Below are 22,215 nucleotides of genomic sequence, written 5' to 3'. Positions count from 1 at the left end.
AAAGTGAATGGCTGATCCGCCGGCAGGAGGAGGCCAGGAGCCCTTGACGGCACCGTCCCGGCGGGCGATTTAACTAAATATGTTCCTGCAGTTCTTCACATCGCTGCGCGACGCTCAGGTGCCCGTGACGCTACGGGAGTATCTGACGCTGATGGAAGCGCTCGACGCCAATCTCGCCGAACAGACGGTCGAGAACTTCTATTACCTGTCTCGCGCCGCACTGGTGAAGGACGAACGCAATCTCGACAAGTTCGACCGCGTTTTCGGCACCGTGTTCAAGGGGCTCGAGAACCTGCTCGACGCCATGGGCAAGGCGGAGATCCCCGAGGAGTGGCTCAAGAAGCTCGCCGAGAAGTATCTCACCGAGGAAGAGAAGAAGCAGATTGAGGCCATGGGCTGGGACAAGCTCATGGAGACCCTCAAGAAGCGCCTCGAGGAACAAAAGGGCCGCCACCAGGGCGGCAACAAGTGGATCGGCACCGCGGGAACCTCGCCATTCGGCGCCCATGGGTACAACCCCGAAGGCGTCCGGATCGGGCAGGAGAAGAACCGCAACAATCGCGCCGTGAAGGTCTGGGACAAGCGCGAGTTCAAGGATCTAGACGGCAATGTCGAGCTCGGTATCCGCAACATCAAGGTCGCGCTCCGGCGGCTGCGCAAGTTCGCGCGCACCGGTGCGCCCGACGAGCTTGATCTCGACACCACGATCAAGGAGACCGCCAACCACGGCTATCTCGACGTGCATATGCGTCCGGAGCGGCGCAATGCGGTCAAGGTGCTGGTGTTCTTCGACATCGGCGGCTCGATGGATTCCCACATCGAGCAGGTCGAGGAATTGTTCTCGGCCGCCAAGAGCGAATTCAAGCACATGGAATATTTCTACTTCCACAACTGCCTTTACGAAGGTGTCTGGAAGCAGAACAAGCGACGCTTCACCGATCGTACGCCGACCTGGGACGTGCTGCACAAATACCCGCACGACTACAAGGTCGTGTTCGTTGGCGACGCGTCGATGAGCCCTTACGAGATCATGGTGCCCGGCGGCTCGGTGGAGCATGTCAACGAGGAGGCCGGCTCGGTCTGGCTCGATCGTATCGTCCGCACCTATCCGCATACGATCTGGCTCAATCCGGTGGCGCAGAAGCACTGGGATTATTCGGAATCGACCACCATCATCCGCCGCATCTTCTCCGAGCGCATGTACCCGATCACGATCGAGGGTCTGGAGCACGCCATGCGGGAACTGGTACGGTAATTCTGCTGCCGTAATTCCGGGTCTCGTCCTTTGGACCGTCCCGGAATCACGGCCTGGTACAAGCGAGGGAGAAGCCCATGTCCCAGACTATTCACCGTGGCATCAAGGCGCTGATCGACGAGGCCAACGCCGAGATCGAGACGATCAGCGCGGCCGACGCAATCACGCTGATCGGCAAGGACGACGTCGTGATCGTCGATATCAGGGATCCCCGGGAGATCGAGCGCGACGGCAAAATTCCCGGCGCATTCTCCTGCACCCGCGGCATGCTGGAATTCTGGATCGACCCGAAAAGCCCCTACGCCAAGCCGATCTTCCAGGAAGACAAGAAGTTCATTTTCCACTGTGCCGGCGGCATGCGCTCGGCGCTCGCCGCGAAGACCGCGCAGGACATGGGCCTGAAGCCGGTTGCCCATATGGGCGGCGGCTTCGCAGCCTGGCGCGAGGCTGGCGGGCCGATCGAGAAATGGGAGCCGAAGAAAGGCTAGGACGCGCCACGCGCGGCTCGGCCGGCGTGTCCATGATCTGACGGATTGCCGGATCAGCCCGGCAATAACGGCCTAAAAGGTTGCTCAAGATGACCACCACCGATGATCCTCTCGTCTCCACTGAATGGCTTGCCGCGCATCTTGGCGAGGCCGATGTGAAGATCCTCGACGCGACATTCAAGATGCCGGGCGTGCTGCCGCTGCCGAAGGACGACTATCTTGCCGCGCATCTTCCGGGCGCCGTGTTTTTCGACGTCGACGCCGTATCAGATCATTCCAATCCGCTGCCGCACATGTTTCCGAGCGCAGAGCAATTTGGCCGCGATGTCGGCGCGCTCGGCATCGGCAATGCCGACACGGTTGTCGTCTACGATGCCGGCGGCTGGGTGGCCGCGCCGCGCGCCTGGTGGATGTTTCTTTCCTATGGCCACCGCAATGTCCGCGTCCTCAATGGCGGCCTGAAGAAGTGGCGCGCCGAGGGACGGCCAGTCGAGAGTGGCGAGGTAAAGCCAAAGCCTGCGACGTTCAAGGCGACCTTTGACCCGCGCCGCGTGCGCAGCATCGAGCAGATGATTGCCAACGTCGAAAGCCGTGCCGAGCAGGTGATCGATGCGCGCGCCGCCGATCGCTTCGAGGGGCGCGCTGCCGAGCCGCGGCCGGGCATTCGCTCGGGCCACATCCCGGGCGCCCGCAATGTGCCCTACAACAACCTGTTTGATGCCGCTACCGGCGCAATGAAGCCGCACGACGATCTGCGCCAGGCGTTCAGTGGCGCCGGCGTGAAGACCGATGCGCCGATCGTGACGAGTTGTGGCTCTGGCGTTTCGGCCGGCGTCCTGACGCTTGCGCTTTACCGGCTCGGCGTCACCGACACCTCGCTCTATGACGGCTCGTGGTCGGAATGGGGACAGGCGGGCGGTCCGCCGATCGCGACGGGGCCCGCTTGAGGAAGGCGTTATCGCCTGGTGGTGGCCGGCGCGTTGATCGGCTGGCCGAACAGATCGACGGGTTGCTGCTGAAGCGCGGCCTGTTGCGCCGCCTGAGCCTGCGCGATGCGGCGCAGTTCCCTCGCGCGCCGCGCTCGCTTGTCGGCGAGGCTGCGATCCGGCTTGGCGTTGGTCGCCTTCGCGGGTGCCGATCTTGCGACCGTCACCTCCGGGCCGCCAAGCGTCGCAATTCGGGTCGCCGCCTGGCTCGCTTCCGGCGAAAGCTGTGGCAGCGCCGGTTCGACCACCTGCAACGATGCAACTTCTGCCGCTGCGGGCTCAACCGTCGCCGGCGGCGAGTCGGCAATGGCGGCAACCTTGTCCGCGTCATCGGGGGCGGCGCGAATCTCGGCCTCGACCGGCGCGGGCACCGCGGAACTGCCCTCGCGTGCCGGTGCAGTCTCGTCAGCCGGGACGTCCGCCTCGATCGGTCCAATTGTCCGCGCCTCGTCGGCTTTCACGGCGGCGAGTTGTTCGACTTCAGCCGGCGCCGCTGCCTCGGGCGCCTCCGGAGGCGGCTCCGCGACCAGGGGCTCGGGAGGTCTCTCCGATGGCGGAGGTTCAATGCTCAGCATGGCGAGCGTCGGAGGCGGCTCGACCTGCTGCACGAACTGCGGCTCGGAGGGCGCCCAGCGGGCCGGAACGTTGGCGAATTCTTCATGAGCTGCGCGCAGCAGCGCCGCTGCGCCCAACCCAAACACCAGAATCGACGTCGCCAGCACGATCGCGGCGAGCAGAAAACGAAGGCCGGGGAGCATGGGCGCGGGTTCCCCCTTCTGAGGGAAGTCTTGATGCCGAATAGGAACGCGGTGACCACACGGGCCGGTTTCGCCGGGCAGCGAATCGGTTGATTTGACGATATCGCAAATGCTTGGCGACTGTTTGCTACAAAATGCATAAGCCTTGATCGCCTGGTTCCACGGATTAATTTTCTCAGGCCGTGAGACATCTTTGCCGCAGGACGCGCTTGCGATCACAATATATGTCCGGATTCGGCCGGATTTCGCCGATTTGTCTTGAATGCGCCGCTATCTTCCGTCATCTGGCCGTTAACGGTCCGGTGTGGCTTGGGGACTATACAAAAGCGATGATGATCAACCGCATTCTGACGATTTGTGCTGCCGCAGCACTTGGCGCGGCGGGAACCTCGCTTGTGCATGCGCAGCAGGGTTATCCGGCTCCGCAAGTCTATTCGGCCGCGCCACAGCCGTATCCGCAGGGCAGCATGCCCGATTTCGATGGCTTAGACGATGACGACGCGCCGCAGAATTCGGCTGCGCTGCCGCCGCCCGGCCCGGTGCTGTCTCCCAACGATCCGCGCTACGGTCGCCCCATGAACGCACCGGTCTACACCGACCGTGCACCGACTGGCCCTGTGATGTCCCCTGACGATCCGCGCTATGGCCGCCCGATGAACGGCCCGGTCTATTCGGACCGCGGTGCGCCGATGGGACCCGTAATGTCGCCCGATGATCCCCGCTATGGCCGGCCCGCGGGCCCGCCGCAGGTGATTTATGCCGACCAGCCGCCGAGCGCTCTGCAAGGGGCCAATCGTGACAACGGCGTGCCGGCAGCGGGCGTCGTTTATCCGGTCAATCCGGGTGGCGATGATCGGGGCGCTCTGCGTCCGCCGGGAGCGATCGGAGCAGCAGGCGTCTCGGGCGTGACCGGTGCGGTGCCGCAGCAGCAGCCGCCGGTCGGTGCCGACGGCAGGCCGGTGCAGATTGCGGCCCTACCGCCGGATGAGCAGCCGGAAGCCGGGCCTGCGCAATTGCCGCCAAATCTGCGTCGCCAGGAAGTCGCGTTCCCGACCAAGGAGCCGGCCGGAACCATCGTCGTCGATACGCCGAACACTTACCTCTATTACATCCTCGGCGGCGGCCGGGCGATTCGCTACGGCGTCCGCGTTGGCCGCGACGGCTTCACGTGGACCGGTGTGCAGAAGATCACCCGCAAGGCCGAGTGGCCGGATTGGCATCCGCCGGCGGAAATGATCGAGCGTCAACCGTATCTGCCGCGTTTCATGGCGGGCGGTCCCGGCAATCCGCTCGGGGCGCGCGCGATGTATCTCGGCTCGACCGTGTACCGTATCCACGGCACCAACCAGCCGTCGACCATCGGCAAGTTCGTCTCGTCTGGCTGCATCGGCATGCTGAACGAAGACGTCTCCGACCTGTTCGAGCGCGCCAAGGTTGGCACCCGCGTGGTTGTGCTGCCGGGTGGCGCATCGCCGGCCACCGCCACCGCATCGGCGGCGCCGCCACCGGGCGGACCCGCTGCCGGAGCGCCGGCCGCGACCCAGGCGCAAGTCGGGCCCCTCCCCGGAACGCAGCCGACAGTGGTCCAGCCGCTGCCCGCGCCGGTCACGGTTCGCTAGGCATGATCCGGAAAAGTGTGTAGCGGTTTTCCGAGAAGATCATGCACAAACAATAGGCTAAAGCGCGATGATGGTTCATCATCATCTCATCGCGCTTTCGGCGGATCACGAAAGTTCGTAAAAAAGGCGCGCGAGGGCGCGCCTTTTTTCTTGGCTGGTCGCGGCGCGGCCTCAGGCCAGGCGGCGTGGCGGTTCGCCGCCTTTGGTGAAGGCGTCGATGCACTCGACCATCTGCCCGTAATGCGTTTGTAAGCCTTCGCGCGTCGCATAACCGAGATGCGGCGTCAGCACGAGGTTGTCGAGCTTGCGGAACGGATGGTCGACCGGCAGCGGCTCGACCGAGAACACGTCGATGCCGGCGCCCGCGATCTTCTTCTGCTTGAGCGCTTCGAGCAGCGCGTCCTCGTCGACGATTGGTCCGCGCGCGCTGTTGACGAGATAGGCTGACGGCTTCATCCGCGCGAGGTCCGCGGCACCTACCAGTCCGCGCGAGCGCGGGCCCAGCACGACGTGAATGGTGACGATATCGGCGGTCGAGAACAACTCCTCCTTGCTGGCATAGCCGACGCCGACCTCCTTGCACTTCTCGGGCGTGAGATTGGGGCTCCAGGCGATGACATTCATGCCGAGCGCCTTGGCGATGCCGGCGACCTTGCTGCCGAGCTTGCCAAGGCCGATCACGCCAAGGGTCTTGCCCTCGATCTCCGTGCCAGCAAAGGTCTGCCAGGGCTCGCCGGCATGCATCCGCGCGTTCTCGCGGCCAATGCCGCGGGTCAGTTCCAGGATCAGCCCGATGGTGAGCGCTGCGGTGGGGTCGCGGCTATATTGCGTGCCGCACAGCACGACCTTACGGTCCTTCGCGGCCTCCGTATCGATTGCGGCATTGCGCATCCCCGACGTGATCAAGAGCTTCAGCTTGGGCAGTGCGTCGAACAGCGTGCGCGGAAACGCGGTGCGCTCGCGCATCGCGCAGACGATTTCGAAATCCTTCAGCTTCGCAGCGGCGTCAGCTTCACCCGCGAACGGCTGGTCGAACACGGTGACGTCGACGCGGTCCTTGATCCTGGGCCAGTCGGCCACCGAGAGAGCGATTTGAAAATAGTCGTCGAGAATTGCACAGCGCAGCCGCGTCATTGGAAAATCCATTGTGGCGAGGAGGACGGCGCGAAGCGGGCCGTCGGAGGAGCGCCATGGTTGCGCGCAATCGGTGGGTGCGCAAGCGCACCGGCAGGCCGGCTGAACTCAAATGTCCGGGAAGGTCACTTCGAACGGGCCGGGTGCTTGGCGCGCCAGGCCGGGCCCGGACCGCGCATGTAATAGAGTTCCGGCCGGTAGGGGTTGAACGCCTTGGCGATGAACGCGCGCCAGAAGGCACGTAGTTCGGCGAAAGGCTTTGCCTCGCTTCTGACCGCCGGGCGCGGGAGAGATGCCGAAGTGATGGTAGCCATGACGCGGCCTCTGCTTTCCGATCGCGGTTCTGCCGCGAAAAACGCCGATTTTGGCGCCTGAGAACGAGTTTTGGCCTGATTTATTAAAAGATGGTTTCAATTGTCGTGATCCGGCGCACACATGGTGTCGAACCCGTATTCATCCGTGGTGAACGGATGGAAAACGCCCGCCTCCGGTTGCGCTTTCGGGGGCCGGCGGCTACATCGGCGGCAGCAAAATTTCCTCACATCCGGATCAATTCCAGGGACCGCGAATGGCTCGCCAGTTCGTCTATTTCATGCAGGGTCTGACCAAGGCGTATCCGACCCGCAAGGTGCTCGATAACATCCATCTGAGCTTCTACCCGGACGCCAAGATCGGCGTGCTCGGCGTCAACGGCTCGGGCAAGTCGACCCTGCTCAAGATCATGGCCGGCCTCGACAAGGAATACACCGGTGAGGCGTGGGTCGCCGAGGGCGCCCGCGTTGGCTATCTCGAGCAGGAACCGCAGCTCGATGCCAAGCTCACGGTTCGCGAAAACGTCATGCAGGGTGTAGCCAAGCAGAAGGCGATCCTCGATCGCTACAATGAATTGGCAGTCAACTACTCGGATGAGACCGCCGATGAGATGACCAAATTGCAGGACGAGATCGAGGCCCAGGGCCTGTGGGATCTCGACAGCAAGGTCGACCAGGCGATGGACGCGCTGCGCTGCCCGCCTGACGACGCCGATGTGACGAAGCTTTCGGGCGGTGAGCGCCGCCGCGTCGCGCTGTGCCGGCTGTTGCTCGACCAGCCCGAGCTTTTGCTGCTCGACGAGCCGACCAACCATCTCGACGCGGAATCCGTGTCGTGGCTGGAAGGCCATCTGCGACAATATCCCGGTGCGATCCTGATCGTCACTCACGACCGCTACTTCCTCGACAACGTGACGGGGTGGATCCTCGAACTCGACCGTGGCCGCGGCATTCCCTACGAGGGCAACTACTCGTCCTGGCTGGTGCAGAAGCAGAAGCGACTCGAGCAGGAGGGCCGCGAGGACACCGCACACCAGAAGACGCTCGCGCGGGAGCAGGAATGGGTCGCCTCCTCTCCGAAGGCACGCCAGGCCAAGTCGAAAGCGCGCTACCAGCGCTACGAGGAACTGCTCAAGAAGGCGAGCGAGAAACAGACCCAAGCCGCGCAGATCATCATTCCCGTCGCCGAACGGCTCGGCGCCAACGTCGTCGATTTTGAAGGGCTCAGCAAAGGCTTTGGCGACCGCCTCTTGATCGACGATCTCACCTTCAAGCTGCCGCCGGGCGGCATCGTCGGCGTGATCGGCGCGAACGGTGCCGGCAAGACCACGCTGTTCAAGATGATCACCAAGCAGGAGCAGCCGGACAAGGGCACGATCACGGTCGGCGAGACCGTGCATCTCGGCTACGTCGACCAGTCGCGCGATGCGCTGGAGGGCAACAAGACCGTGTGGGAGGAGATTTCGGGCGGCAATGAATTGATCCTGCTCGGCAAGAAGGAAGTCAATTCGCGCGGCTATTGCTCAGCGTTCAACTTCAAGGGTGCCGACCAGCAGAAGAAGGTCGGCGCGCTGTCCGGCGGCGAGCGCAACCGCGTGCACCTCGCCAAGATGCTGAAGTCAGGCGCCAACGTGCTGCTGCTCGACGAGCCGACCAACGATCTCGACGTCGACACGTTGCGTGCGCTCGAAGAGGCGCTGGAGGATTTTGCCGGCTGCGCCGTCATCATCAGCCACGATCGCTGGTTCCTCGACCGCATCGCGACCCATATCCTCGCCTTCGAGGGCGACAGCCATGTCGAATGGTTCGAGGGCAACTTCCAGGATTACGAAAAGGACAAGATGCGCCGGCTCGGCCAGGACAGCATTATTCCGCATCGCGTGAAGTACAAGAAGCTGACGCGATAGCCAGACCGACCCGTGGCGATCGCGGGACAAGATGTCGCGCGATCGCGTGTCTCTTTGACAGCATCGCGGCACGATCTGCGGCCAGTTGTCGCTTTTCAAGCGCGTGAGATTGCGTAGATAGAGCGCTCCGCAATCAAATTCCGCGAGCTGTCCATCATGTCTGCCATTACCGACGCGCCCGTCTCCAGGAAGAGCCGGCCGCTGCGTCCGGTTCCGATGCTGATCTTCGGATCGCGCTGGCTGCAATTGCCGCTCTATGTCGGCCTCATCATCGCCCAGGGCGTCTACGTCGTTTTGTTCATCAAGGAACTGTGGCACCTGTTCGCGCATTCCTTCGACTTCAGCGAACAGCAGATCATGCTGGCGGTTCTCGGCCTGATCGACGTCGTGATGATCTCGAACCTGCTCGTGATGGTGATCGTCGGCGGCTACGAGACCTTCGTCTCGCGCCTCAACCTGCATGGTCATCCGGACGAGCCGGAATGGCTCAGCCACGTCAACGCCAGCGTTCTCAAGATCAAGCTGGCGATGGCGATCATCGGCATTTCCTCGATCCATCTGTTGCGCACCTTCATCGAGGCCGGCGCGTTGGCGTCGGGCAAGACGGGTTACACCGAGACAGGTGTGATGTGGCAGACCATCATCCACTGCGTCTTCATCCTGTCGGCGATCGGCATTGCTGTCGTCGACAAGCTGTCGAATGCCTCGATCGAGGGAGCGAAGCAGCAGGCCGCGCATTGATCGCCGGGCCGGCGGAGCTAGGTTCACAGCGATCCGGTGCCGTGATAAGGCTCACCGCACGGGGTGCATGCCGGGTGGCTCGCACATTGGACCGCTGAGTGAACAGGTTCTTGGCTTTGGCATTTCTCCGCGCGCTCGCCTTCGGATTTCTGCTTCTCTCGTGGCCGATCGCGTCGCCAGTCCGCGCCGCCGACGCCGCTTTCACGCAGTTCATCGCCTCGCTCTGGCCGGAGGCGCAGGCCGCCGGCGTCTCGCGCGAGACCTTCGATCGCGAGACGCGCGGGCTCGAGCCCGACTACAAGCTGCCCGATTTGATCCTGCCGGGACGGCCAAAGACCGGCGCGCCGGCGCAGGCCGAATTCGTGCAGGTGCCGGCCGATTACATCAAGGATGCCTCGATCGCGCGCCTCGCCGCAGAGGGGCAGAGGCTCCTGCAGAAATATCGCGCGGCGCTCGACGAGATCGAGAAGCGGTTCGGCGTGCCGGCTACCGTCGTGCTCGCGATATGGGGCCGCGAAACCGATTACGGCCGCTATGCGCTGCCCTACGATACGCTGCGCGTTGTAGCCACCCAGGCCTATGTCGGGCGCCGCAAGGATCAGTACCGCACCGAATTCATCCTTGCTTTGAAAATTCTTAGCGATGGCGTGGTGACGCGCAAAGCGATGACCTCGTCCTGGGCCGGCGCGACCGGATACACGCAGTTCCTGCCCTCTGAATATTACAAGCACGGCGTCGATCTCGACGGTGACGGCCGCGTCGACATCTGGCACTCGGTGCCGGACGCGCTCGCCTCCGCCGCGCAGCAACTCGTGAACAAGGGCTGGCAACCCGGGCTGCGCTGGGCCTACGAGGTCCGCGCACCCGGCAATGTCGATTGCACGTTGGGCGTGCCGGAAGTCACGAAGCCGATCGGTGAGTGGTTGCGCGGCGGCTTTGTTCCGGTGCGCGGGCAGAAGCTCAGCGCATCGGAACAGGCGCAGCCCGCATCGCTGCTGCAGCCGGAGGGCGTCTATGGTCCGGCGTTCCTGACCACGAAAAATTATTTCGTGATCAAGGAGTACAATTTCTCCGACCTCTACGTGCTGTTTGTTGGCCATCTCAGCGACCGCATGACCAGCCCGCTGCCGTTCGCGACGCCATGGTCGGCGTCGAAGCAACTGCGTTCCGCCGATGTCGAGGCCATGCAGCGGCATCTGACGCGGATCGGCGTCTACAAGGACAAGCTCGACGGCAAGGCGGGCATGCTGACTCGCGCGGCACTCGGCGCCTATCAGAAGTCAGCGGGCCTGAAGGTCGATTGCTGGCCGAGCGATGCGGTGCTGCGCGCGATGAGCGCGGCGCGCTAAAGCGGCTTGAGATCAAGGCGGACGCTGATGCGGGACGGGTTGTTTCTGCTCAAGCCCGATTTTGAGGATCCAAAAACGCATCCCCGAGCAAACAAAAACCCGGCCGCGAAGGCCGGGTTCGCAAAGCAGAGCGCGGAAGGCGCGTCGGTGGATCAGTCGCAAACCTGGATGCGACGGAAACGCCAGCCATACCCATCCCAGAAGCGTTCGCGGGTCCAGTGGCACGGCGGCCCTTCGACGTAGGCGGGCGCTGGAGCGACGTAGACCGGGGCCGGACGGCTGGCTGCGATCGCGCCGCCGAGCAAGGCACCGCCGATCAGGCCGCCGGCAACGCCGGCGGCGACTGCACCGTCTCCGGCCTTGGCAGGCGGCGCGACGACCAGCGAACCGGCAATCGTGGCGACGGCGACAAGGGCAGCTAAAGTCTTCTTCATTTCTTTGGCTCTCCTGGAGGGTGGTGGCGCCGTGGCCTGGCGCCGGGTTTGAGATGATTCGCACGCTGGTCTTTGACTGCTGTCTCGCTAAACAGCGCAGAACAGTCAACGAAACGTAAACGTGGAAGGCTCAATCAGCCAGAAAAGCGGTTTTTTCACGCCATACAAAGCAGACGTCCCGGAAACCAGTGGATTTCCCGGGACATCTGGTGCGATTTAATCGAGATGAACGGAATCAGTCGCAGACCCTGACGCTGCGAACGCGCCAGCCATAGCCGTCCCAGAATCGCTGGCGCTGCAAGTAGCAGCCGGGGGGCGGGCCGTAGCCGGGCTCGGCGACGTAGGCCGGTCCCGGCGCGTAGCCGGGTCCATAATAATAGCCGTTCTGCGATGCGATCGCGCCGCCGACGATGGCGCCACCGATCAAGCCCGCAGCGACGCCAGCGGCGACTCCGCGTTGCGCCTGGGCCGGAGCGGGCACCGCTACGGCCGAGACCCCTAGGGTGGCGGCGGCGCAGAGCGCCAGCAATGTTTTCTTCATAGCTTCACCTTTCTCGCAGGAGCGGGGACAGCAAGCGATCTGTCTTAGCAAAGGTTCCATATTTCGGTTGAATGATCAATGAACGGCGCCGCCTCGATTAGCGACCAATGCCCGCAAGGCCCTCACGATCATGCGATGCACAAAAGTGGAACCCATCGAGGCACGGAATGACAGCCTTCTTGATCGCAGTGGGTGCGGTGTCGCTGGCGGTCTACGCCCTGATGATGGCGAACGGACGGCACCGGGTGCGGCGCAGTAGCGCCGGGACTGCGGGGACAAGCGGCTCCACCAACGATACTTCAAGCGGCGACAGCTGGAGCTTTGGCTGGTTCGGCGGCAGCTCAAATTCCGATATTGCGTGCAATTGCAGCGGCGACAGCTCGGGCAGTGATTGCGGTGGGGGCGGTGGCGACGGGGGCGGAGGCGGTGGCGATTGAAGTCAATGCCTTTGGAAGCGGCGATCTCGTTTCCCGAAGCGACAGTTTAGACTCATTCCAATTTGGATCGCGCATCAGTTTGGAATTGCTTCAAAAAGCGCTTTTTCCTTTTGCATCCCGTCGGGCCGTTCAATAGATCATGTGGCAGCATCACCGTTGGATCTGCCTTCTCTGATGATCGTCTGTTCCTGTAACGTCCTGAGCGACCACGATGTCCGGACCGCCGTAAATGGCGGCGGGTCCCTGACACGAAATGCCAAGCAGGTGTATGGCTGCCTCGGCTGCAATGCCGAGTGCGGTCGCTGTGCGCGAACCATCAAGGCGATCATCGACGAGGCGCTGGGGCCGTGCGCCAAGGCCTGCTGCAGCGGATGTCCGCACAGCCATCCCCAACCGGCCAACGAAGACGCCCAGCCCGCCGAATTCGGGCTCGCGGCCTACTGATCAGCCCAAGACCACCCGCTTCCATTTGTCCACGCGTTAGCTTTCGCGGAGTGTTGCTCTTGCCCGGAATCTGACTTAGAAACATTCTAAATTAGAATTCCGGCCGATTTGGCACGACAGGTGGAGTGGATCATGCAAGGCGACCCGAAGGTCATCGATTATCTGAACAAGGGGCTGCGCAGCGAACTGACCGCCATCAACCAGTACTGGCTGCACTACCGGGTCCTGAACAATTGGGGCCTGCTCGAGATGGCCAAGGTCTGGCGCAAGGAATCCATCGAAGAGATGGAGCATGCCGACAAGTTCACCGACCGGATCCTGTTCCTCGATGGCTTTCCGAACATGCAGGTGCTTGATCCGTTGCGGATCGGCCAGAACGTCCAGGAAATCATCGAGTGCGATCTCGCATCCGAAGTCGCCGCGCGCGCGCTGTACCAGGAGGCGGCGACCTACTGCCATGGCGTCAAGGACTATGTCAGCCGCGACCTGTTCGAGTCGCTGATGAAGGACGAGGAACATCACATCGACTTCCTCGAGACCCAGCTTGATCTGATCAATCGGATCGGTCTTGAACTCTACACCCAAAAGCACGTCGGGCATCTGCAGCACGAAGATTAAGGCCCCGGGCCGCTGTCGCCGGACGCTCTACCGCGGAACGAAAAAGGCCGCCCACGGGGCGGCTTTCTTGATTCTCGGCCGCATCCCTGCGTTTCGGGGTCGGTCAGTAGCAGCGGATGACGTTGACAGTCTGCTCTACGCCCCCGCGACCGGGGACCGTTACCGTCTCGGTGGGGCAGCTCGACACATACGGCCGATCGGAAGGGGCCACCGCCGGAGGATAGCGATGCGCCCAGTCCCACGGGACGTCATATTTGTACGTGTAGTTGATGTCGTTTGATACCGCCGCCGGCGGAACTTCGGCGAGCGGCGCGTTGTACCCGCCGTAATCGTCTCCGCTTAGCGACGGCCAGAAGATGCCAAGGTTGCGTCCGTGATGACGGACGGCGGAATGCGGCGAGGTGAACCCGCCGCGCGCTACTACACTTCCGGATCTCGCGAATAGGTCGCTCGACGAAGCAAGTATCAACGCTGCAACGCTGACGGACGCTAGGAGCGCCCAATGCATTCTATACGCCATGACACGCACCAACTCGGTTACGAAGCTTTCCAACGAACGCTAAACAGGGCCTCGCCACGCCCGCAAACTCATAATTAATTATTGGTTAAGAAGTAATGTTAACAAGGCGCCGTTGTCTCAAAACGGCACGAGGCGACACCATGTCGCGTCATAGCTGCGTCTTGTAGCGCTCGTAGACGACCTCCTGGCTCTCCGGCTCGCCGAGCGTGGTCTGGTCATGGATCACCTGGCTGATGCTTGGGAATACCTTGCGCTCGACGCGGGTATCCGCCGCCCACAGCCTCGAGCGCATCAGCGCCTTGCCGCAGTGGAAATAGGCTTCCTTGACCTCGATGCGCAGCACCGCGCGCGGCGGCTTGCCGAACTCGATCATCGATCCAAGCAGATCCGGATCGGCCGACAGGCGGCCTCTGCCGCCGATGCGTAGCGTCTCGTCGATGCCGGGGACGAAGAAGATCAGTTGCAGCAAGCCCGTCCCTTCCACGATGTTGCGAAAGCTGTCGATGCGGTTGTTGCCGGAGCGATCCGGCATCAAGAGCTCGTTCGGCCCGGCGACGCAGACGAAGCCCGGCGTGCCGCCGCGCGGCGAGGCGTCGACGCTACCGTCCGAGCCCGAGGTCGCCAGCACGCAGAACGGCGACATCTCGATGAATTTTCTGGCGTGAGCATCGATCTCCGGGCGCGCCTTGGCGATGACGCGCGCGGTCGGTTGTGGATAGATCGTGGCGAGATCCGAAGCGGCAAGATCGGTCAATGCAGTTCTCCGGTCAGTTGCGGCATCTCTCCGTTGCGCCCAGATTAGCATCGAGCACCGCCGTCGTCATCTCGATGTCATCTAAACCGATCCGCCGGCACTCCCCGATGCACGTCGTCGACCGCCTCGGGCAGGCCCGGAGCGATCGAGCTTCTCGCGGCATCGCGCGGGCTCGATCGCGGCCTACATCGTCCGCTGCGGTGCGCTCTGCAAGAGCTCCTGCAACTGCTTCGTGTAGAACCTCGCGTTGCCGGTGGTGAGATGGCCGCGCGTCTCAGTGCTGGCGGGGATCAGATAGATCTTGCCGTTCTTGATCCGCTTGACCGCAGCTTCGGTGACACCGGTCTCCGGCGGGTTGCGCTCGTCATCAGCGGCGTTGATCGCAAGCAGCGTCGCCTCGATCTTCTCCAAGCCGGCGGAGGGATCGTAGTCGTGCGAGGCCTCCCATTGATAGATGTAGTCGTTAGCATCGGCAGTAACCGGCAGCGCCAGCTGTTCGTCCACCATCTTGTCGGCCTGCGCGGCGGTCGGCGTCAGCGTCTGGTAGCCGAGCGTGCCGCCGGCGCTCGCGAAACGATAGGCAGCGATGGCGTATTTCATCATCCGCGGCTGGCTGGTGTAGTTGCCGCTGTTGTAGTCGGGATCGTTGCGGATGGTGTCCAGCATCATCCGCCGCAGCATCCAGTTGCGCGCCGCCATCGCGGTCGGCTGCGAGGCCATTGGCACCAGCGCATCCATCATCTGCGGATAGCGCACGCCCCAGATCCAGGTATGCATGCCTCCCATCGAATTGCCGATCACAAGCCGAAGATGCTTGATGCCGAGGCCTTCGGTGACGAGCCGGTACTGCGCATCGACCATATCGTTGTAATCGTATTTCGGAAAACCCGTCCGCATCGCGTCCGACGGTTTCGACGATTTGCCGTGTCCGATGCCGTCGGGGACGATGATGTAATATTTCGACGCGTCGAGGGGCTGGCCTGGTCCGAACAATTCCCCCGCGAAGGTCGGTGTCAGCATGCTTGCGGCCGAGCCGCCAGAGCCGTGCAATACCAGCACCGGCTGCCCGGTTGGTGCGCCGAGCGTTGTGTAGTGCAACCGCAGTTCCGGCATCGTCTCGCCGGTGTGGAATTTGAAATCTTTCGCGATCCACTCGCCGTCCTTCGGCGCGGGATAATCTGCTGCCATTGCCGTTGCCGACATCGAGACGAGAGCGGCTACAAGCGCCGCGCGAAAGATCTGCATGCGTGTTCTCCCATGGCATGGGCCGCCTTGCCGGGGCCTCATTGCGATGAATCTAGCATGGCAGGAAGCATGCGCCGAGGGCTGCGCATGGCGACGCCAACGGGAAAATTTCACATGCTGCGTGGCGGACGCGGGGAATAGTTCAGCTTCCGTCCTCGACGTTGGTGTCCGGACGGTCATTGCCGGCGGCGGTCTCAGTCAGCCATTTTCCATCTGCGGTCTCGTACTGGATCGCCTCGGTGCGTCCGGGCACGCGCTGCTCGGTGGCGGCACGCCGCGCCGCAGCGAGGGCTGCTGCATGGGTCGCAAACGGTTCAGAAAACACACCGTTCACGGTGTAGGCCCAGCCGCCGTCATGCTGGACGATCTTGTAGGTCACGTGGCTCATCGGGAACCTCGCTCCGCCGAAACGATCAGGGTGTCAGGATAGACCACGATGTCGTATTTTGCAGCAGCGGATCGTCCTTTGGGGGAGCTGCCCCGCCACGGCAGCGCACGGAGAGCTTTCATGTGCCGTAACATCAAGACCTTGTTCAATTTCGAGCCACCTGCCACTGAGGACGAGATCCAGGCCTCGGCGCTGCAATTCGTCCGCAAGCTGTCCGGTTTCAACAAGCCGTCGCAGGCCAATGAGGCCGCCTTCGACCGCGCGGTCGCCGAGGTCTCCGATGCAGCGCGAAAGCTATTGACTTCGTTGCAGACGTCGGCGCCGGTGCGTGACCGCGAGGTGGAGGCGGAAAGGGCGAGGGAGCGTTCGCGGCTTCGGTTTGGCTGAGTCGGCGCGCGACGGCCACAGTGACGCGGCTCACGGTAGGGCAGTACGACGCCGGTCAGGATGCCTGGTCATCCGCGCTCTGGAGCTCCGCCATGACACCAGCCTTTTCGCTACATCAGCATCAATACACCATGTGATGGTGATCACCGCTCAGATGCGCACGTGAAGGAGAATGACCCACGAGCCGAGAAGGGCCGTCACTTCTTGTCCTTCTTGTCCTTGCGGCGGCGCTTTTTCTTCTTCTTGTGATCGTCGTCGTCATCTTCGTCGAAATCGCCGATATCGACGTCATTGGCGATCGCCTCGGCGGCTGCGCGCTCGACTGCCTCTTGCTCGGCTTGCTCCGCCGCTTCGCGCTCCTTGGAGCGTTTGTAATCTTCCCAGGCGTCGAAGATCATGTGCAGCCACGGCATCACCTGGTCGATCGACGGCAATTGGCCGGGCGGGCCGGCCTCGCCGCGCGGACCGGATTGTCCCTGAGGCCCCCGCGGGCCGGCCTCGCCACGCTGGCCTTGCGGACCTGCTTTTCCCTGCGCGCCAGGCTTGCCTTGCGGTCCTGCCTTGCCTTGCGAACCGGGCTTACCTTGCGGTCCCGGCTTGCCGCGGGCGCCCTCCGGCCCCGGCCGGCCCGGATGTCCCTGCGGACCTGGACGGCCCGGCTCGCCCTGACGGCCACGCGGCCCCGATCGTCCCAGGCGAGAAGTTGTGTCGTCAACCAATGCTATGCTCCGTCAAATGGCAGCCGCTTGTATCAGAGGTTGGATGACGGCTTCAATTCTTGGGCCCGCGCCTGTGCACTCGATCAACAGTCATAATTGCGCAGGAGATTCGGCGCGAGGGAGAGCGACGTGCGGTTCTTGACGGGCAGGGAGCAGCATGTGTCGCGCGTGCGCGGTCACGCCCTCTGTAGGCCTGAATTGGTCCCGCCGCTCGACATCGTGGTGACGCGGCACGACGTACCGGACGAGACCGCGTTTCGCGGCAGCGGCGTTCTCGATCTTTATGAAGAGTTGTTTCCGCCGAACGAACGCGACAGTGGCGACGATATCGTGCGTTGGGTGTTGTCGGACGACGTCGGCAAGCGGCGCTGCTTCACCGTCAACGGCGAGGCCGTGTCCTACAGGCTGGATTCACGCTGTTTCATCCTGCGCGCCGCAGAGCGCGCGATCGGGTTGGGCTTCTTCACCTATGATCACGCAAGCCGTCTCCTCTACTGCAATAATGTCGGCGTGCAGACGAAGTGGCGAGGCGGCAGCCTGGCGCGTGCGTTCTATCTCGAAATGGTCGGCATGCTGGATGAGTTGTTTCCGCACAACATCGGCGTGGTGTTGGAAGTCGAATACTTCGATCGCGACAGGCTGGAGGCGATCATCGGCGATCTCGAGCGGGGCGGTGAGCGGCGGATGACCGCAAACGATCAGGTCGAGATCCGAAAATTTCTTCGCGTGAGCTGGTATCGAAAGCTTGACCATGCCTTCTTCGTCGACGTACGCACGAAGCAGCCGATGCTGTGCCGCTCTCCATGCCTCGATCCCGCATTGCCGCCGTCGGTGTGGGCGGGCGCGGAAGAGGACTACTGGCTCATGTGGCATCCGCGCGCCGGCGCGGCCACGGGCGTGTCGGGCGCCGGCGTACTGTGGCGCACGGCGGTCGAGACGCTCTATGTCGAGATTCTCGCGAAATCGCTGGTCGCGGCGGACCCGGATGGCCGGCGCGCCTATTGGGACTACGCGACCACGCGTGTCGCGGGCATGCTGCGACAGGCCGCCACAGTGCCGGTGACCTTCGCCAGCTATCCCGAGCCTGCCGGCAACTCGCTGCTGTCGCGCTGGCGGCAGCTTGCGATCGACCTGCCGATCTGAGCCGCCGCGACGTCGCGGCCTAGTCGCAATGTGGCGGCACCTCGACGCCGTCGGCCGAGTATTCGCGGATCTTGTTGCGCAGGGTACGGACCGAAAGTCCGAGCACGCGCGCGGCACGGGTGCGGTTGCCGTTGCAGCGCGCAAGCGTCTGCAGCACGAGCTCTCGTTCGATTTCGCCGACGGTGGCGCCAATCAACAATGGTACGATTTCATTTGGGGCCAGCGACGGCAGCAAAGCTTGCGGCGCGGGCAGGGTGGACGCGTAGGACATGACACCTCCCGATCAACGCCCGCCTCAACGCTGAAGCGGAAACATCGAGAACCAACTCCCCCAAGCCCATGTCGACGGTGGGCGGATTTGGTTAACAAGCCCTTAACGCGAGGCCAAATGCTTGCCGCGATGGGGAAAATCCTGAAATCGCCATGATTGCGGCCGGCCTTGGCCGTCACACCGCCCGATAGCCGCCATCCACCATCACGATCGACCCAGTGACATAGGCGGACAGGTCGGAGGCGAGGAACACCGCGGGGCCGACGATGTCCTCCGCCTTGCCGGCGCGGCCGAGCGGCGTGTGCGCAATGAAGGTCTTCGCCAGCTCCGGGTTGTTGGCGCGCGCAGTGGCGTTGAGCGGCGTCTCGATGAAGCCCGGGCCGATCGCGTTGACGCGCACGCCCTCTTTGCCGAGTTCGGCGGCGAGTGCGCGGGTGAAACCGAGCACGCCGTGCTTGGAGGCGGTGTAGGCCGGCGAGCTCGGCGTGCGCACATGCACGAACGACTGGATCGAGCCGATATTGACGATGCGACCCTTGCTCGCGCGCAAGGCGCCGAGGAACGCATGCGTCACGTTGAACACGCCGGTCAGGTTGATCGCTATGACGTCCTCCCAGTCCTTGATCACGGCCTCGTCGGCGCCGAGCATGCCGTTGCGGCGCGCGATGCCGGCATTGTTGACGAGGATCGAGACCGGCCCGACCTTGTCCGCCACCCGCTTCGCCATTGCGACGCAATCCTCGCGCTTTGTCACATCGAGTGTGAAGCTCTCCGCCTTGCCGCCGGCACCGCGGATCTCATTCGCGGCGTCCGCTGCCGCATCGCCGTTCATGTCGAGCAGCACCACGCGGGCGCCCTCTTTTGCATAACCTGCCGCGATCGCCCGTCCGATGCCGGAGCCCGCGCCGGTGATGACCGCGATGTGGCTGTCGAGAAGGGCCATGGCGTTTCCTTTTGTTGTTCCGGTGGAGACGCCAGCCTGTATCAGATGGCGTTCATTGTCCACGCAGGCCAGCGATGCTCTGCGTGCATCACGATGTCACCGCCGCATGGATGGCGCGGCAGTGCCGCACGATGTTGTCGTGGGCGACCACGAACTGCTTCAGCGGCGTATCGATGTCGTAGAAATAGATGTTGGCGATGAAGCCGTAGATGCCGGCATCGATGCCACTGGGCGTGTCGCCATGCACATAGCCCTGCTGCGGGATCAGCGCCGCGATCGCGCCGAGATCGGCGAGCCCGCGCGCCATCGCGGCGTCGGGATCGAAGCGGCCGATGCCCTGGTAGTAGTAGCGCTGGGCGTTGAACTCCCTGGCCTTGAGCAGGCCCTCGTCGGTGAGCGCCGGGTGCTCGCGCTTGAGCGCATCGCCGAACAGGCGCCAGTAGCGCTCGTCCTTCCAGCGCGAATACGACATCACCCAGTAGAGGTCGTCGAGCATTCGGGTGATCAAAAGGTTCTGCGTGCGTTGCTCGGGCGTCAGCGCGCTGTCGATCGTAAGGCGGTATTTCTTGGTCAGATAGGCGAGAATGGTCTCGCTGTCGCCGACCGTATCGTCGCCGTCGACGATGTAGGGAAGCTGGCCGCGCGGCGCCTTCGAGGCATCGAAGATGTGCTCATGGCGGAACGGCACGCCGGCGAGTTTCAGGAAGGCAAACACCTTCAGGCCGTAACCGTTGTTGTCGGCGACGCCGAACAGTGTCGGATAGGAATAGAGCGTCAGCATGTGATCAACGCAAAAGAGTGGGCTCGCGCGAAGCCCACTCTACGTGATCAGTCGACCCTTTGCACGCCGCTCATGACGAACAGGTGCCGTTGGCCAGAAGGCCGGTCTTGAAGGCATAGGCGGCTTCGAAGGTCGGCAACTCCATGCTGACGACGGTATAATCCGCCGGCCACGGCGCGCTCGGGATGCCCTGGTCCCAGATCTGGCATAGACCGTTGCCTTGCCAGCGGATCAGATGAAAGGGTGCGGCGCTGGCCGGGCTCGCAGCGGCAAGCGCTGACAGCGTGACGGCAATGGCGGCACAGGCAAATGTGAGGCGACGCATCTGGAAATCTCCGGTTGGAAGAAACGTGCTCCGCAGGGGAGCCCTGGAGCGGAGGGCCGGGAAGCCGAACATGAATTGAGTATTGCATTCCCGAAGACTGGTTCAACGCGCCCGACTTCAAAGCTTCGCGATTGCGCGCGTCGTCGAGGCCGCGCCCGCGACAAATTGCGCCGCAGGATGTGCGAGCTAGACTCAAGGATCACGCGCGATTCGTTGCCGAATCGCGACGCATGCAAATTTTTCGGGAGACCCATCTATGCGCTTGTCATCCGCCCTTCGTACCGCGCTGGTCGCGCTGACGGCTTTCGTCGGCGCCGCGTTTTCATCCGCTGCCCATGCCGACAGCGGATTCGTGACGCTCACGATCTACAAGGCCGGATGGATCATCGGCGGCTCGGGTGGCGGCGGCACGCTGACCTTCCGCGGGCGGACTTATCCGCTCTCCACCGGCGGGCTTGACTATGGTCTGGTGTTCGGCGGCTCCAAGACCGTGCTGCGCGGCCGCGTCAGCAACATCAACCATCCCTCCGATGTCGCGGGCGTCTACGGCGCGGCCGGCGCTGGCCTTGCGATCGGCCGCGGCGCCCGCGCGATCGTGCTGACCAACCAGAAGGGCGCGGTCCTCGAGCTCACCGGGCACCAGGTGGGGTTGATGGCGAATGCGGATCTGAGCGGGCTTGCGATCACGATGCGGTAGGAGATGGCGTTGGTTCCTAGTAGCTCCGTAGTGTGGGTTAGCCGACCGCGTGCGCCGTAGCTGTGCGAGCGAAGGCGGAAGGCGTAACCCACCGATCGCTCGCGAGATGGCTGGTGGGTTACGCTTCGCTAACCCACCCTACAAGCCTTCGAACCGACGACGTCACTCCTTCAACGCTGCCACGCCCTCGATCTCGATCAGCATCTGCGGATTGGGCAGCGCCACCACGACGCAGGTGGTGCGCGCGGGGTAGGGCGGCGGACCGAACGCGCCGGCATAGAGCGCGTTCATCGTCGCGACGTCGGAGGCGCGCGTCAGCAGCACATTGACCTTGACGAGATCGTGGAGCGTTCCGCCCGCCTCGGTCAGCACCCGCTTGATGTTGACGACGACATTGGCGAACTGCGCCTCGAAGCCGTCGGGCAGCCCGCCATTGGCGTCGAAGCCGGGAATGCCCGAGATGAACAGCAGGTCGCCGACGCGGGCGCCGAAGGACAGCGGCGGCGCCTTGACGCCGGGCGGCGGAGGAAAGTGCTTGATCGAGGTCATGGGTCACCCGTCGGCACGAGATGGAATTGCGGGAGCTTCGATTGCGTGTGCGGCGACAGGCCGGCGGCGCCAGAGTTCGTAGCCGATCATGCCGAGGATCATCGCAACGACGAATACGATGATCGGCAGGCTGAGCCCTGCCAGGTTGACCAGCGCAGGTCCCGGGCAGATGCCGACGAGACCCCAGCCAATGCCGAACAACACCGAGCCTGCAACCAACGGGGTATCGATGTCGCGGCGATCCGGCCACGAAAACTTCGTCGCCAACACCGGCGCGGCGCGGCCGCGCGCGACGGCAAAGCCGGCAGCCGCCACGGCGACCGCTCCCGCCATCACGAAGGCCAGCGTCGCATCCCACGCGCCAAACAGGTCGAGGAAGCCGAGCACCTTCTGCGGATCGGTCATGCCCGAGATCAGCAGCCCCGCGCCGAAGATCAGTCCGCAGATGAAGCTCGCGACAACGGCCATCGC

At 63.5% G+C, this 22,215-nt stretch carries 29 protein-coding genes; 13 read left to right on the top strand and 16 right to left on the bottom strand.

Annotation, left to right across the window (positions count from 1 at the left end; all coding sequences use genetic code 11):
- The first annotated feature begins 79 nt into the window (after nt 1–79).
- The 3 genes from JQ553_RS28855 to sseA all read left to right on the top strand — a co-directional run bounded on the left by JQ553_RS28855 (nt 80) and on the right by sseA (nt 2,690).
- A complete protein-coding gene (locus JQ553_RS28855; protein WP_212503433.1) occupies nt 80–1,255 on the top strand; it encodes a VWA domain-containing protein in 1,176 nt (391 codons plus the stop codon).
- A 77-nt stretch (nt 1,256–1,332) separates the two neighbouring features.
- Nucleotides 1,333–1,743, top strand: coding sequence for a rhodanese-like domain-containing protein (locus tag JQ553_RS28850; RefSeq protein WP_212503432.1), 411 nt, complete (start codon nt 1,333–1,335; stop codon nt 1,741–1,743).
- Nucleotides 1,744–1,832: 89 nt separating this feature from the next.
- Nucleotides 1,833–2,690, top strand: a complete 858-nt coding sequence (gene sseA, locus JQ553_RS28845; protein WP_212503431.1) for a 3-mercaptopyruvate sulfurtransferase — start codon at nt 1,833–1,835, stop codon at nt 2,688–2,690.
- Between the two features lie 8 nt (nt 2,691–2,698).
- Here the strand turns inward: sseA and JQ553_RS28840 are convergent, their stop codons facing one another.
- Nucleotides 2,699–3,487 carry a hypothetical protein gene (locus JQ553_RS28840; RefSeq protein ID WP_212503430.1) on the bottom strand — a complete coding sequence of 263 codons (789 nt, stop codon included), beginning with the start codon at nt 3,485–3,487 and terminating at the stop codon, nt 2,699–2,701.
- A 329-nt stretch (nt 3,488–3,816) separates the two neighbouring features.
- Here JQ553_RS28840 and JQ553_RS28835 point away from each other — a divergent pair, with 329 nt between their 5' ends.
- Nucleotides 3,817–5,106, top strand: a complete 1,290-nt coding sequence (locus tag JQ553_RS28835; protein WP_212503429.1) for a L,D-transpeptidase — start codon at nt 3,817–3,819, stop codon at nt 5,104–5,106.
- Between the two features lie 171 nt (nt 5,107–5,277).
- On the opposite strand, the gene JQ553_RS28830 is transcribed toward JQ553_RS28835, so the two are convergent.
- Entirely contained in the window at nt 5,278–6,240 is a 963-nt protein-coding gene (locus JQ553_RS28830) for a D-2-hydroxyacid dehydrogenase family protein (protein ID WP_212503428.1), read from the bottom strand.
- Nucleotides 6,241–6,365: 125 nt separating this feature from the next.
- Nucleotides 6,366–6,554 (bottom strand): hypothetical protein, encoded by a 189-nt coding sequence (locus JQ553_RS28825; RefSeq protein WP_212503427.1) that lies wholly within the window; start codon nt 6,552–6,554, stop codon nt 6,366–6,368.
- 254 nt (nt 6,555–6,808) lie between these two features.
- Between JQ553_RS28825 and ettA the strand changes: the two genes are divergently transcribed.
- The 3 genes from ettA (at nt 6,809) to JQ553_RS28810 (ending at nt 10,548) form a co-directional block, all read left to right on the top strand.
- Nucleotides 6,809–8,458, top strand: a complete 1,650-nt coding sequence (gene ettA, locus JQ553_RS28820) for an energy-dependent translational throttle protein EttA (protein WP_212503426.1) — start codon at nt 6,809–6,811, stop codon at nt 8,456–8,458.
- 156 nt (nt 8,459–8,614) lie between these two features.
- Nucleotides 8,615–9,199, top strand: coding sequence for a TIGR00645 family protein (locus tag JQ553_RS28815; RefSeq protein WP_212503425.1), 585 nt, complete (start codon nt 8,615–8,617; stop codon nt 9,197–9,199).
- 149 nt (nt 9,200–9,348) lie between these two features.
- Complete coding sequence (locus JQ553_RS28810) at nt 9,349–10,548, top strand: lytic murein transglycosylase (RefSeq protein ID WP_249144648.1); 1,200 nt, start codon at nt 9,349–9,351, stop codon at nt 10,546–10,548.
- Nucleotides 10,549–10,700: 152 nt separating this feature from the next.
- Here JQ553_RS28810 and JQ553_RS28805 read toward each other — a convergent pair whose 3' ends face one another.
- Together JQ553_RS28805 and JQ553_RS28800 are read right to left on the bottom strand one after the other, a co-directional pair.
- On the bottom strand, nt 10,701–10,982 hold the full coding sequence (locus JQ553_RS28805) for a hypothetical protein (RefSeq protein ID WP_212503424.1): 282 nt from the start codon (nt 10,980–10,982) through the stop codon (nt 10,701–10,703).
- Nucleotides 10,983–11,217: 235 nt separating this feature from the next.
- Nucleotides 11,218–11,523 carry a hypothetical protein gene (locus JQ553_RS28800; RefSeq protein ID WP_212503423.1) on the bottom strand — a complete coding sequence of 102 codons (306 nt, stop codon included), beginning with the start codon at nt 11,521–11,523 and terminating at the stop codon, nt 11,218–11,220.
- A gap of 167 nt (nt 11,524–11,690) precedes the next feature.
- Between JQ553_RS28800 and JQ553_RS28795 the strand changes: the two genes are divergently transcribed.
- From JQ553_RS28795 to bfr, 3 genes are all read left to right on the top strand, one after another.
- Nucleotides 11,691–11,960: a hypothetical protein gene (locus JQ553_RS28795; protein WP_212503422.1), complete on the top strand. Its 270-nt coding sequence runs from the start codon at nt 11,691–11,693 to the stop codon at nt 11,958–11,960.
- Between the two features lie 174 nt (nt 11,961–12,134).
- On the top strand, nt 12,135–12,404 hold the full coding sequence (locus JQ553_RS28790; RefSeq protein ID WP_212503456.1) for a bacterioferritin-associated ferredoxin: 270 nt from the start codon (nt 12,135–12,137) through the stop codon (nt 12,402–12,404).
- A gap of 132 nt (nt 12,405–12,536) precedes the next feature.
- Nucleotides 12,537–13,022 carry a bacterioferritin gene (gene bfr / locus JQ553_RS28785; RefSeq protein WP_212503421.1) on the top strand — a complete coding sequence of 162 codons (486 nt, stop codon included), beginning with the start codon at nt 12,537–12,539 and terminating at the stop codon, nt 13,020–13,022.
- Between the two features lie 103 nt (nt 13,023–13,125).
- Here bfr and JQ553_RS35355 read toward each other — a convergent pair whose 3' ends face one another.
- From JQ553_RS35355 to JQ553_RS28770, 4 genes are all read right to left on the bottom strand, one after another.
- Nucleotides 13,126–13,542 (bottom strand): hypothetical protein, encoded by a 417-nt coding sequence (locus tag JQ553_RS35355; protein ID WP_249144635.1) that lies wholly within the window; start codon nt 13,540–13,542, stop codon nt 13,126–13,128.
- A 148-nt stretch (nt 13,543–13,690) separates the two neighbouring features.
- A complete protein-coding gene (locus JQ553_RS28780) occupies nt 13,691–14,296 on the bottom strand; it encodes an MSMEG_1061 family FMN-dependent PPOX-type flavoprotein (protein ID WP_212503420.1) in 606 nt (201 codons plus the stop codon).
- A 183-nt stretch (nt 14,297–14,479) separates the two neighbouring features.
- On the bottom strand, nt 14,480–15,541 hold the full coding sequence (locus JQ553_RS28775; protein ID WP_212503419.1) for an alpha/beta fold hydrolase: 1,062 nt from the start codon (nt 15,539–15,541) through the stop codon (nt 14,480–14,482).
- Nucleotides 15,542–15,683: 142 nt separating this feature from the next.
- Nucleotides 15,684–15,929, bottom strand: a complete 246-nt coding sequence (locus JQ553_RS28770; protein WP_212503418.1) for a DUF2188 domain-containing protein — start codon at nt 15,927–15,929, stop codon at nt 15,684–15,686.
- A gap of 120 nt (nt 15,930–16,049) precedes the next feature.
- Between JQ553_RS28770 and JQ553_RS28765 the strand changes: the two genes are divergently transcribed.
- Complete coding sequence (locus JQ553_RS28765; protein WP_212503417.1) at nt 16,050–16,316, top strand: DUF2277 domain-containing protein; 267 nt, start codon at nt 16,050–16,052, stop codon at nt 16,314–16,316.
- 197 nt (nt 16,317–16,513) lie between these two features.
- On the opposite strand, the gene JQ553_RS28760 is transcribed toward JQ553_RS28765, so the two are convergent.
- Complete coding sequence (locus JQ553_RS28760) at nt 16,514–17,035, bottom strand: collagen-like protein (protein WP_212503416.1); 522 nt, start codon at nt 17,033–17,035, stop codon at nt 16,514–16,516.
- Nucleotides 17,036–17,164: 129 nt separating this feature from the next.
- Here JQ553_RS28760 and JQ553_RS28755 point away from each other — a divergent pair, with 129 nt between their 5' ends.
- Complete coding sequence (locus tag JQ553_RS28755; RefSeq protein ID WP_212503415.1) at nt 17,165–18,178, top strand: hypothetical protein; 1,014 nt, start codon at nt 17,165–17,167, stop codon at nt 18,176–18,178.
- Between the two features lie 19 nt (nt 18,179–18,197).
- Here JQ553_RS28755 and JQ553_RS28750 read toward each other — a convergent pair whose 3' ends face one another.
- From JQ553_RS28750 to JQ553_RS28735, 4 genes are all read right to left on the bottom strand, one after another.
- Nucleotides 18,198–18,449 (bottom strand): helix-turn-helix domain-containing protein, encoded by a 252-nt coding sequence (locus tag JQ553_RS28750; protein WP_212503414.1) that lies wholly within the window; start codon nt 18,447–18,449, stop codon nt 18,198–18,200.
- 175 nt (nt 18,450–18,624) lie between these two features.
- A complete protein-coding gene (locus JQ553_RS28745) occupies nt 18,625–19,392 on the bottom strand; it encodes an SDR family NAD(P)-dependent oxidoreductase (protein WP_212503413.1) in 768 nt (255 codons plus the stop codon).
- Nucleotides 19,393–19,480: 88 nt separating this feature from the next.
- Nucleotides 19,481–20,173, bottom strand: a complete 693-nt coding sequence (locus JQ553_RS28740) for a glutathione S-transferase family protein (RefSeq protein WP_212503412.1) — start codon at nt 20,171–20,173, stop codon at nt 19,481–19,483.
- Nucleotides 20,174–20,243: 70 nt separating this feature from the next.
- Nucleotides 20,244–20,498, bottom strand: a complete 255-nt coding sequence (locus JQ553_RS28735; RefSeq protein WP_212503411.1) for a hypothetical protein — start codon at nt 20,496–20,498, stop codon at nt 20,244–20,246.
- A 256-nt stretch (nt 20,499–20,754) separates the two neighbouring features.
- Here JQ553_RS28735 and JQ553_RS28730 point away from each other — a divergent pair, with 256 nt between their 5' ends.
- Nucleotides 20,755–21,195, top strand: coding sequence for a hypothetical protein (locus JQ553_RS28730; RefSeq protein ID WP_212503410.1), 441 nt, complete (start codon nt 20,755–20,757; stop codon nt 21,193–21,195).
- Nucleotides 21,196–21,357: 162 nt separating this feature from the next.
- Here JQ553_RS28730 and JQ553_RS28725 read toward each other — a convergent pair whose 3' ends face one another.
- The gene (locus JQ553_RS28725) at nt 21,358–21,744 is read right to left on the bottom strand and encodes a RidA family protein (protein WP_212503409.1); all 387 of its coding nucleotides are present in this window, start codon (nt 21,742–21,744) and stop codon (nt 21,358–21,360) included.
- Nucleotides 21,745–21,747: 3 nt separating this feature from the next.
- On the bottom strand, nt 21,748–22,212 hold the full coding sequence (locus JQ553_RS28720) for a DUF6691 family protein (protein ID WP_212503408.1): 465 nt from the start codon (nt 22,210–22,212) through the stop codon (nt 21,748–21,750).
- Between the last annotated feature and the right edge of the window lie 3 nt (nt 22,213–22,215).

The sequence above is a fragment of the Bradyrhizobium lablabi genome (assembly GCF_018131005.1).
Taxonomy (GTDB): domain Bacteria; phylum Pseudomonadota; class Alphaproteobacteria; order Rhizobiales; family Xanthobacteraceae; genus Bradyrhizobium; species Bradyrhizobium lablabi_D.
This window is presented reverse-complemented; position numbering and strand designations above follow the sequence as displayed.

Bases quoted from the DNA above. Each gene is read 5' to 3' on its own strand.
- sseA (WP_212503431.1), top strand. From the start codon at position 1,833: ATGACCACCACCGATGATCCTCTCGTCTCCACTGAATGGCTTGCCGCG.
- JQ553_RS28765 (WP_212503417.1), top strand. From the start codon at position 16,050: ATGTGCCGTAACATCAAGACCTTGTTCAATTTCGAGCCACCTGCCACT.
- JQ553_RS28735 (WP_212503411.1), bottom strand. From the start codon at position 20,498: ATGCGTCGCCTCACATTTGCCTGTGCCGCCATTGCCGTCACGCTGTCA.
- JQ553_RS28830 (WP_212503428.1), bottom strand. From the start codon at position 6,240: ATGACGCGGCTGCGCTGTGCAATTCTCGACGACTATTTTCAAATCGCT.
- ettA (WP_212503426.1), top strand. From the start codon at position 6,809: ATGGCTCGCCAGTTCGTCTATTTCATGCAGGGTCTGACCAAGGCGTAT.
- JQ553_RS28750 (WP_212503414.1), bottom strand. From the start codon at position 18,449: ATGTCCTACGCGTCCACCCTGCCCGCGCCGCAAGCTTTGCTGCCGTCG.
- JQ553_RS28740 (WP_212503412.1), bottom strand. From the start codon at position 20,173: ATGCTGACGCTCTATTCCTATCCGACACTGTTCGGCGTCGCCGACAAC.
- JQ553_RS28725 (WP_212503409.1), bottom strand. From the start codon at position 21,744: ATGACCTCGATCAAGCACTTTCCTCCGCCGCCCGGCGTCAAGGCGCCG.
- JQ553_RS35355 (WP_249144635.1), bottom strand. From the start codon at position 13,542: ATGGCGTATAGAATGCATTGGGCGCTCCTAGCGTCCGTCAGCGTTGCA.
- JQ553_RS28770 (WP_212503418.1), bottom strand. From the start codon at position 15,929: ATGAGCCACGTGACCTACAAGATCGTCCAGCATGACGGCGGCTGGGCC.
- JQ553_RS28745 (WP_212503413.1), bottom strand. From the start codon at position 19,392: ATGGCCCTTCTCGACAGCCACATCGCGGTCATCACCGGCGCGGGCTCC.
- JQ553_RS28795 (WP_212503422.1), top strand. From the start codon at position 11,691: ATGACAGCCTTCTTGATCGCAGTGGGTGCGGTGTCGCTGGCGGTCTAC.
- JQ553_RS28825 (WP_212503427.1), bottom strand. From the start codon at position 6,554: ATGGCTACCATCACTTCGGCATCTCTCCCGCGCCCGGCGGTCAGAAGC.
- JQ553_RS28850 (WP_212503432.1), top strand. From the start codon at position 1,333: ATGTCCCAGACTATTCACCGTGGCATCAAGGCGCTGATCGACGAGGCC.
- JQ553_RS28775 (WP_212503419.1), bottom strand. From the start codon at position 15,541: ATGCAGATCTTTCGCGCGGCGCTTGTAGCCGCTCTCGTCTCGATGTCG.
- JQ553_RS28730 (WP_212503410.1), top strand. From the start codon at position 20,755: ATGCGCTTGTCATCCGCCCTTCGTACCGCGCTGGTCGCGCTGACGGCT.
- bfr (WP_212503421.1), top strand. From the start codon at position 12,537: ATGCAAGGCGACCCGAAGGTCATCGATTATCTGAACAAGGGGCTGCGC.
- JQ553_RS28840 (WP_212503430.1), bottom strand. From the start codon at position 3,487: ATGCTCCCCGGCCTTCGTTTTCTGCTCGCCGCGATCGTGCTGGCGACG.
- JQ553_RS28835 (WP_212503429.1), top strand. From the start codon at position 3,817: ATGATGATCAACCGCATTCTGACGATTTGTGCTGCCGCAGCACTTGGC.
- JQ553_RS28720 (WP_212503408.1), bottom strand. From the start codon at position 22,212: ATGGCCGTTGTCGCGAGCTTCATCTGCGGACTGATCTTCGGCGCGGGG.
- JQ553_RS28815 (WP_212503425.1), top strand. From the start codon at position 8,615: ATGTCTGCCATTACCGACGCGCCCGTCTCCAGGAAGAGCCGGCCGCTG.
- JQ553_RS28855 (WP_212503433.1), top strand. From the start codon at position 80: ATGTTCCTGCAGTTCTTCACATCGCTGCGCGACGCTCAGGTGCCCGTG.
- JQ553_RS28800 (WP_212503423.1), bottom strand. From the start codon at position 11,523: ATGAAGAAAACATTGCTGGCGCTCTGCGCCGCCGCCACCCTAGGGGTC.
- JQ553_RS28790 (WP_212503456.1), top strand. From the start codon at position 12,135: ATGATCGTCTGTTCCTGTAACGTCCTGAGCGACCACGATGTCCGGACC.
- JQ553_RS28805 (WP_212503424.1), bottom strand. From the start codon at position 10,982: ATGAAGAAGACTTTAGCTGCCCTTGTCGCCGTCGCCACGATTGCCGGT.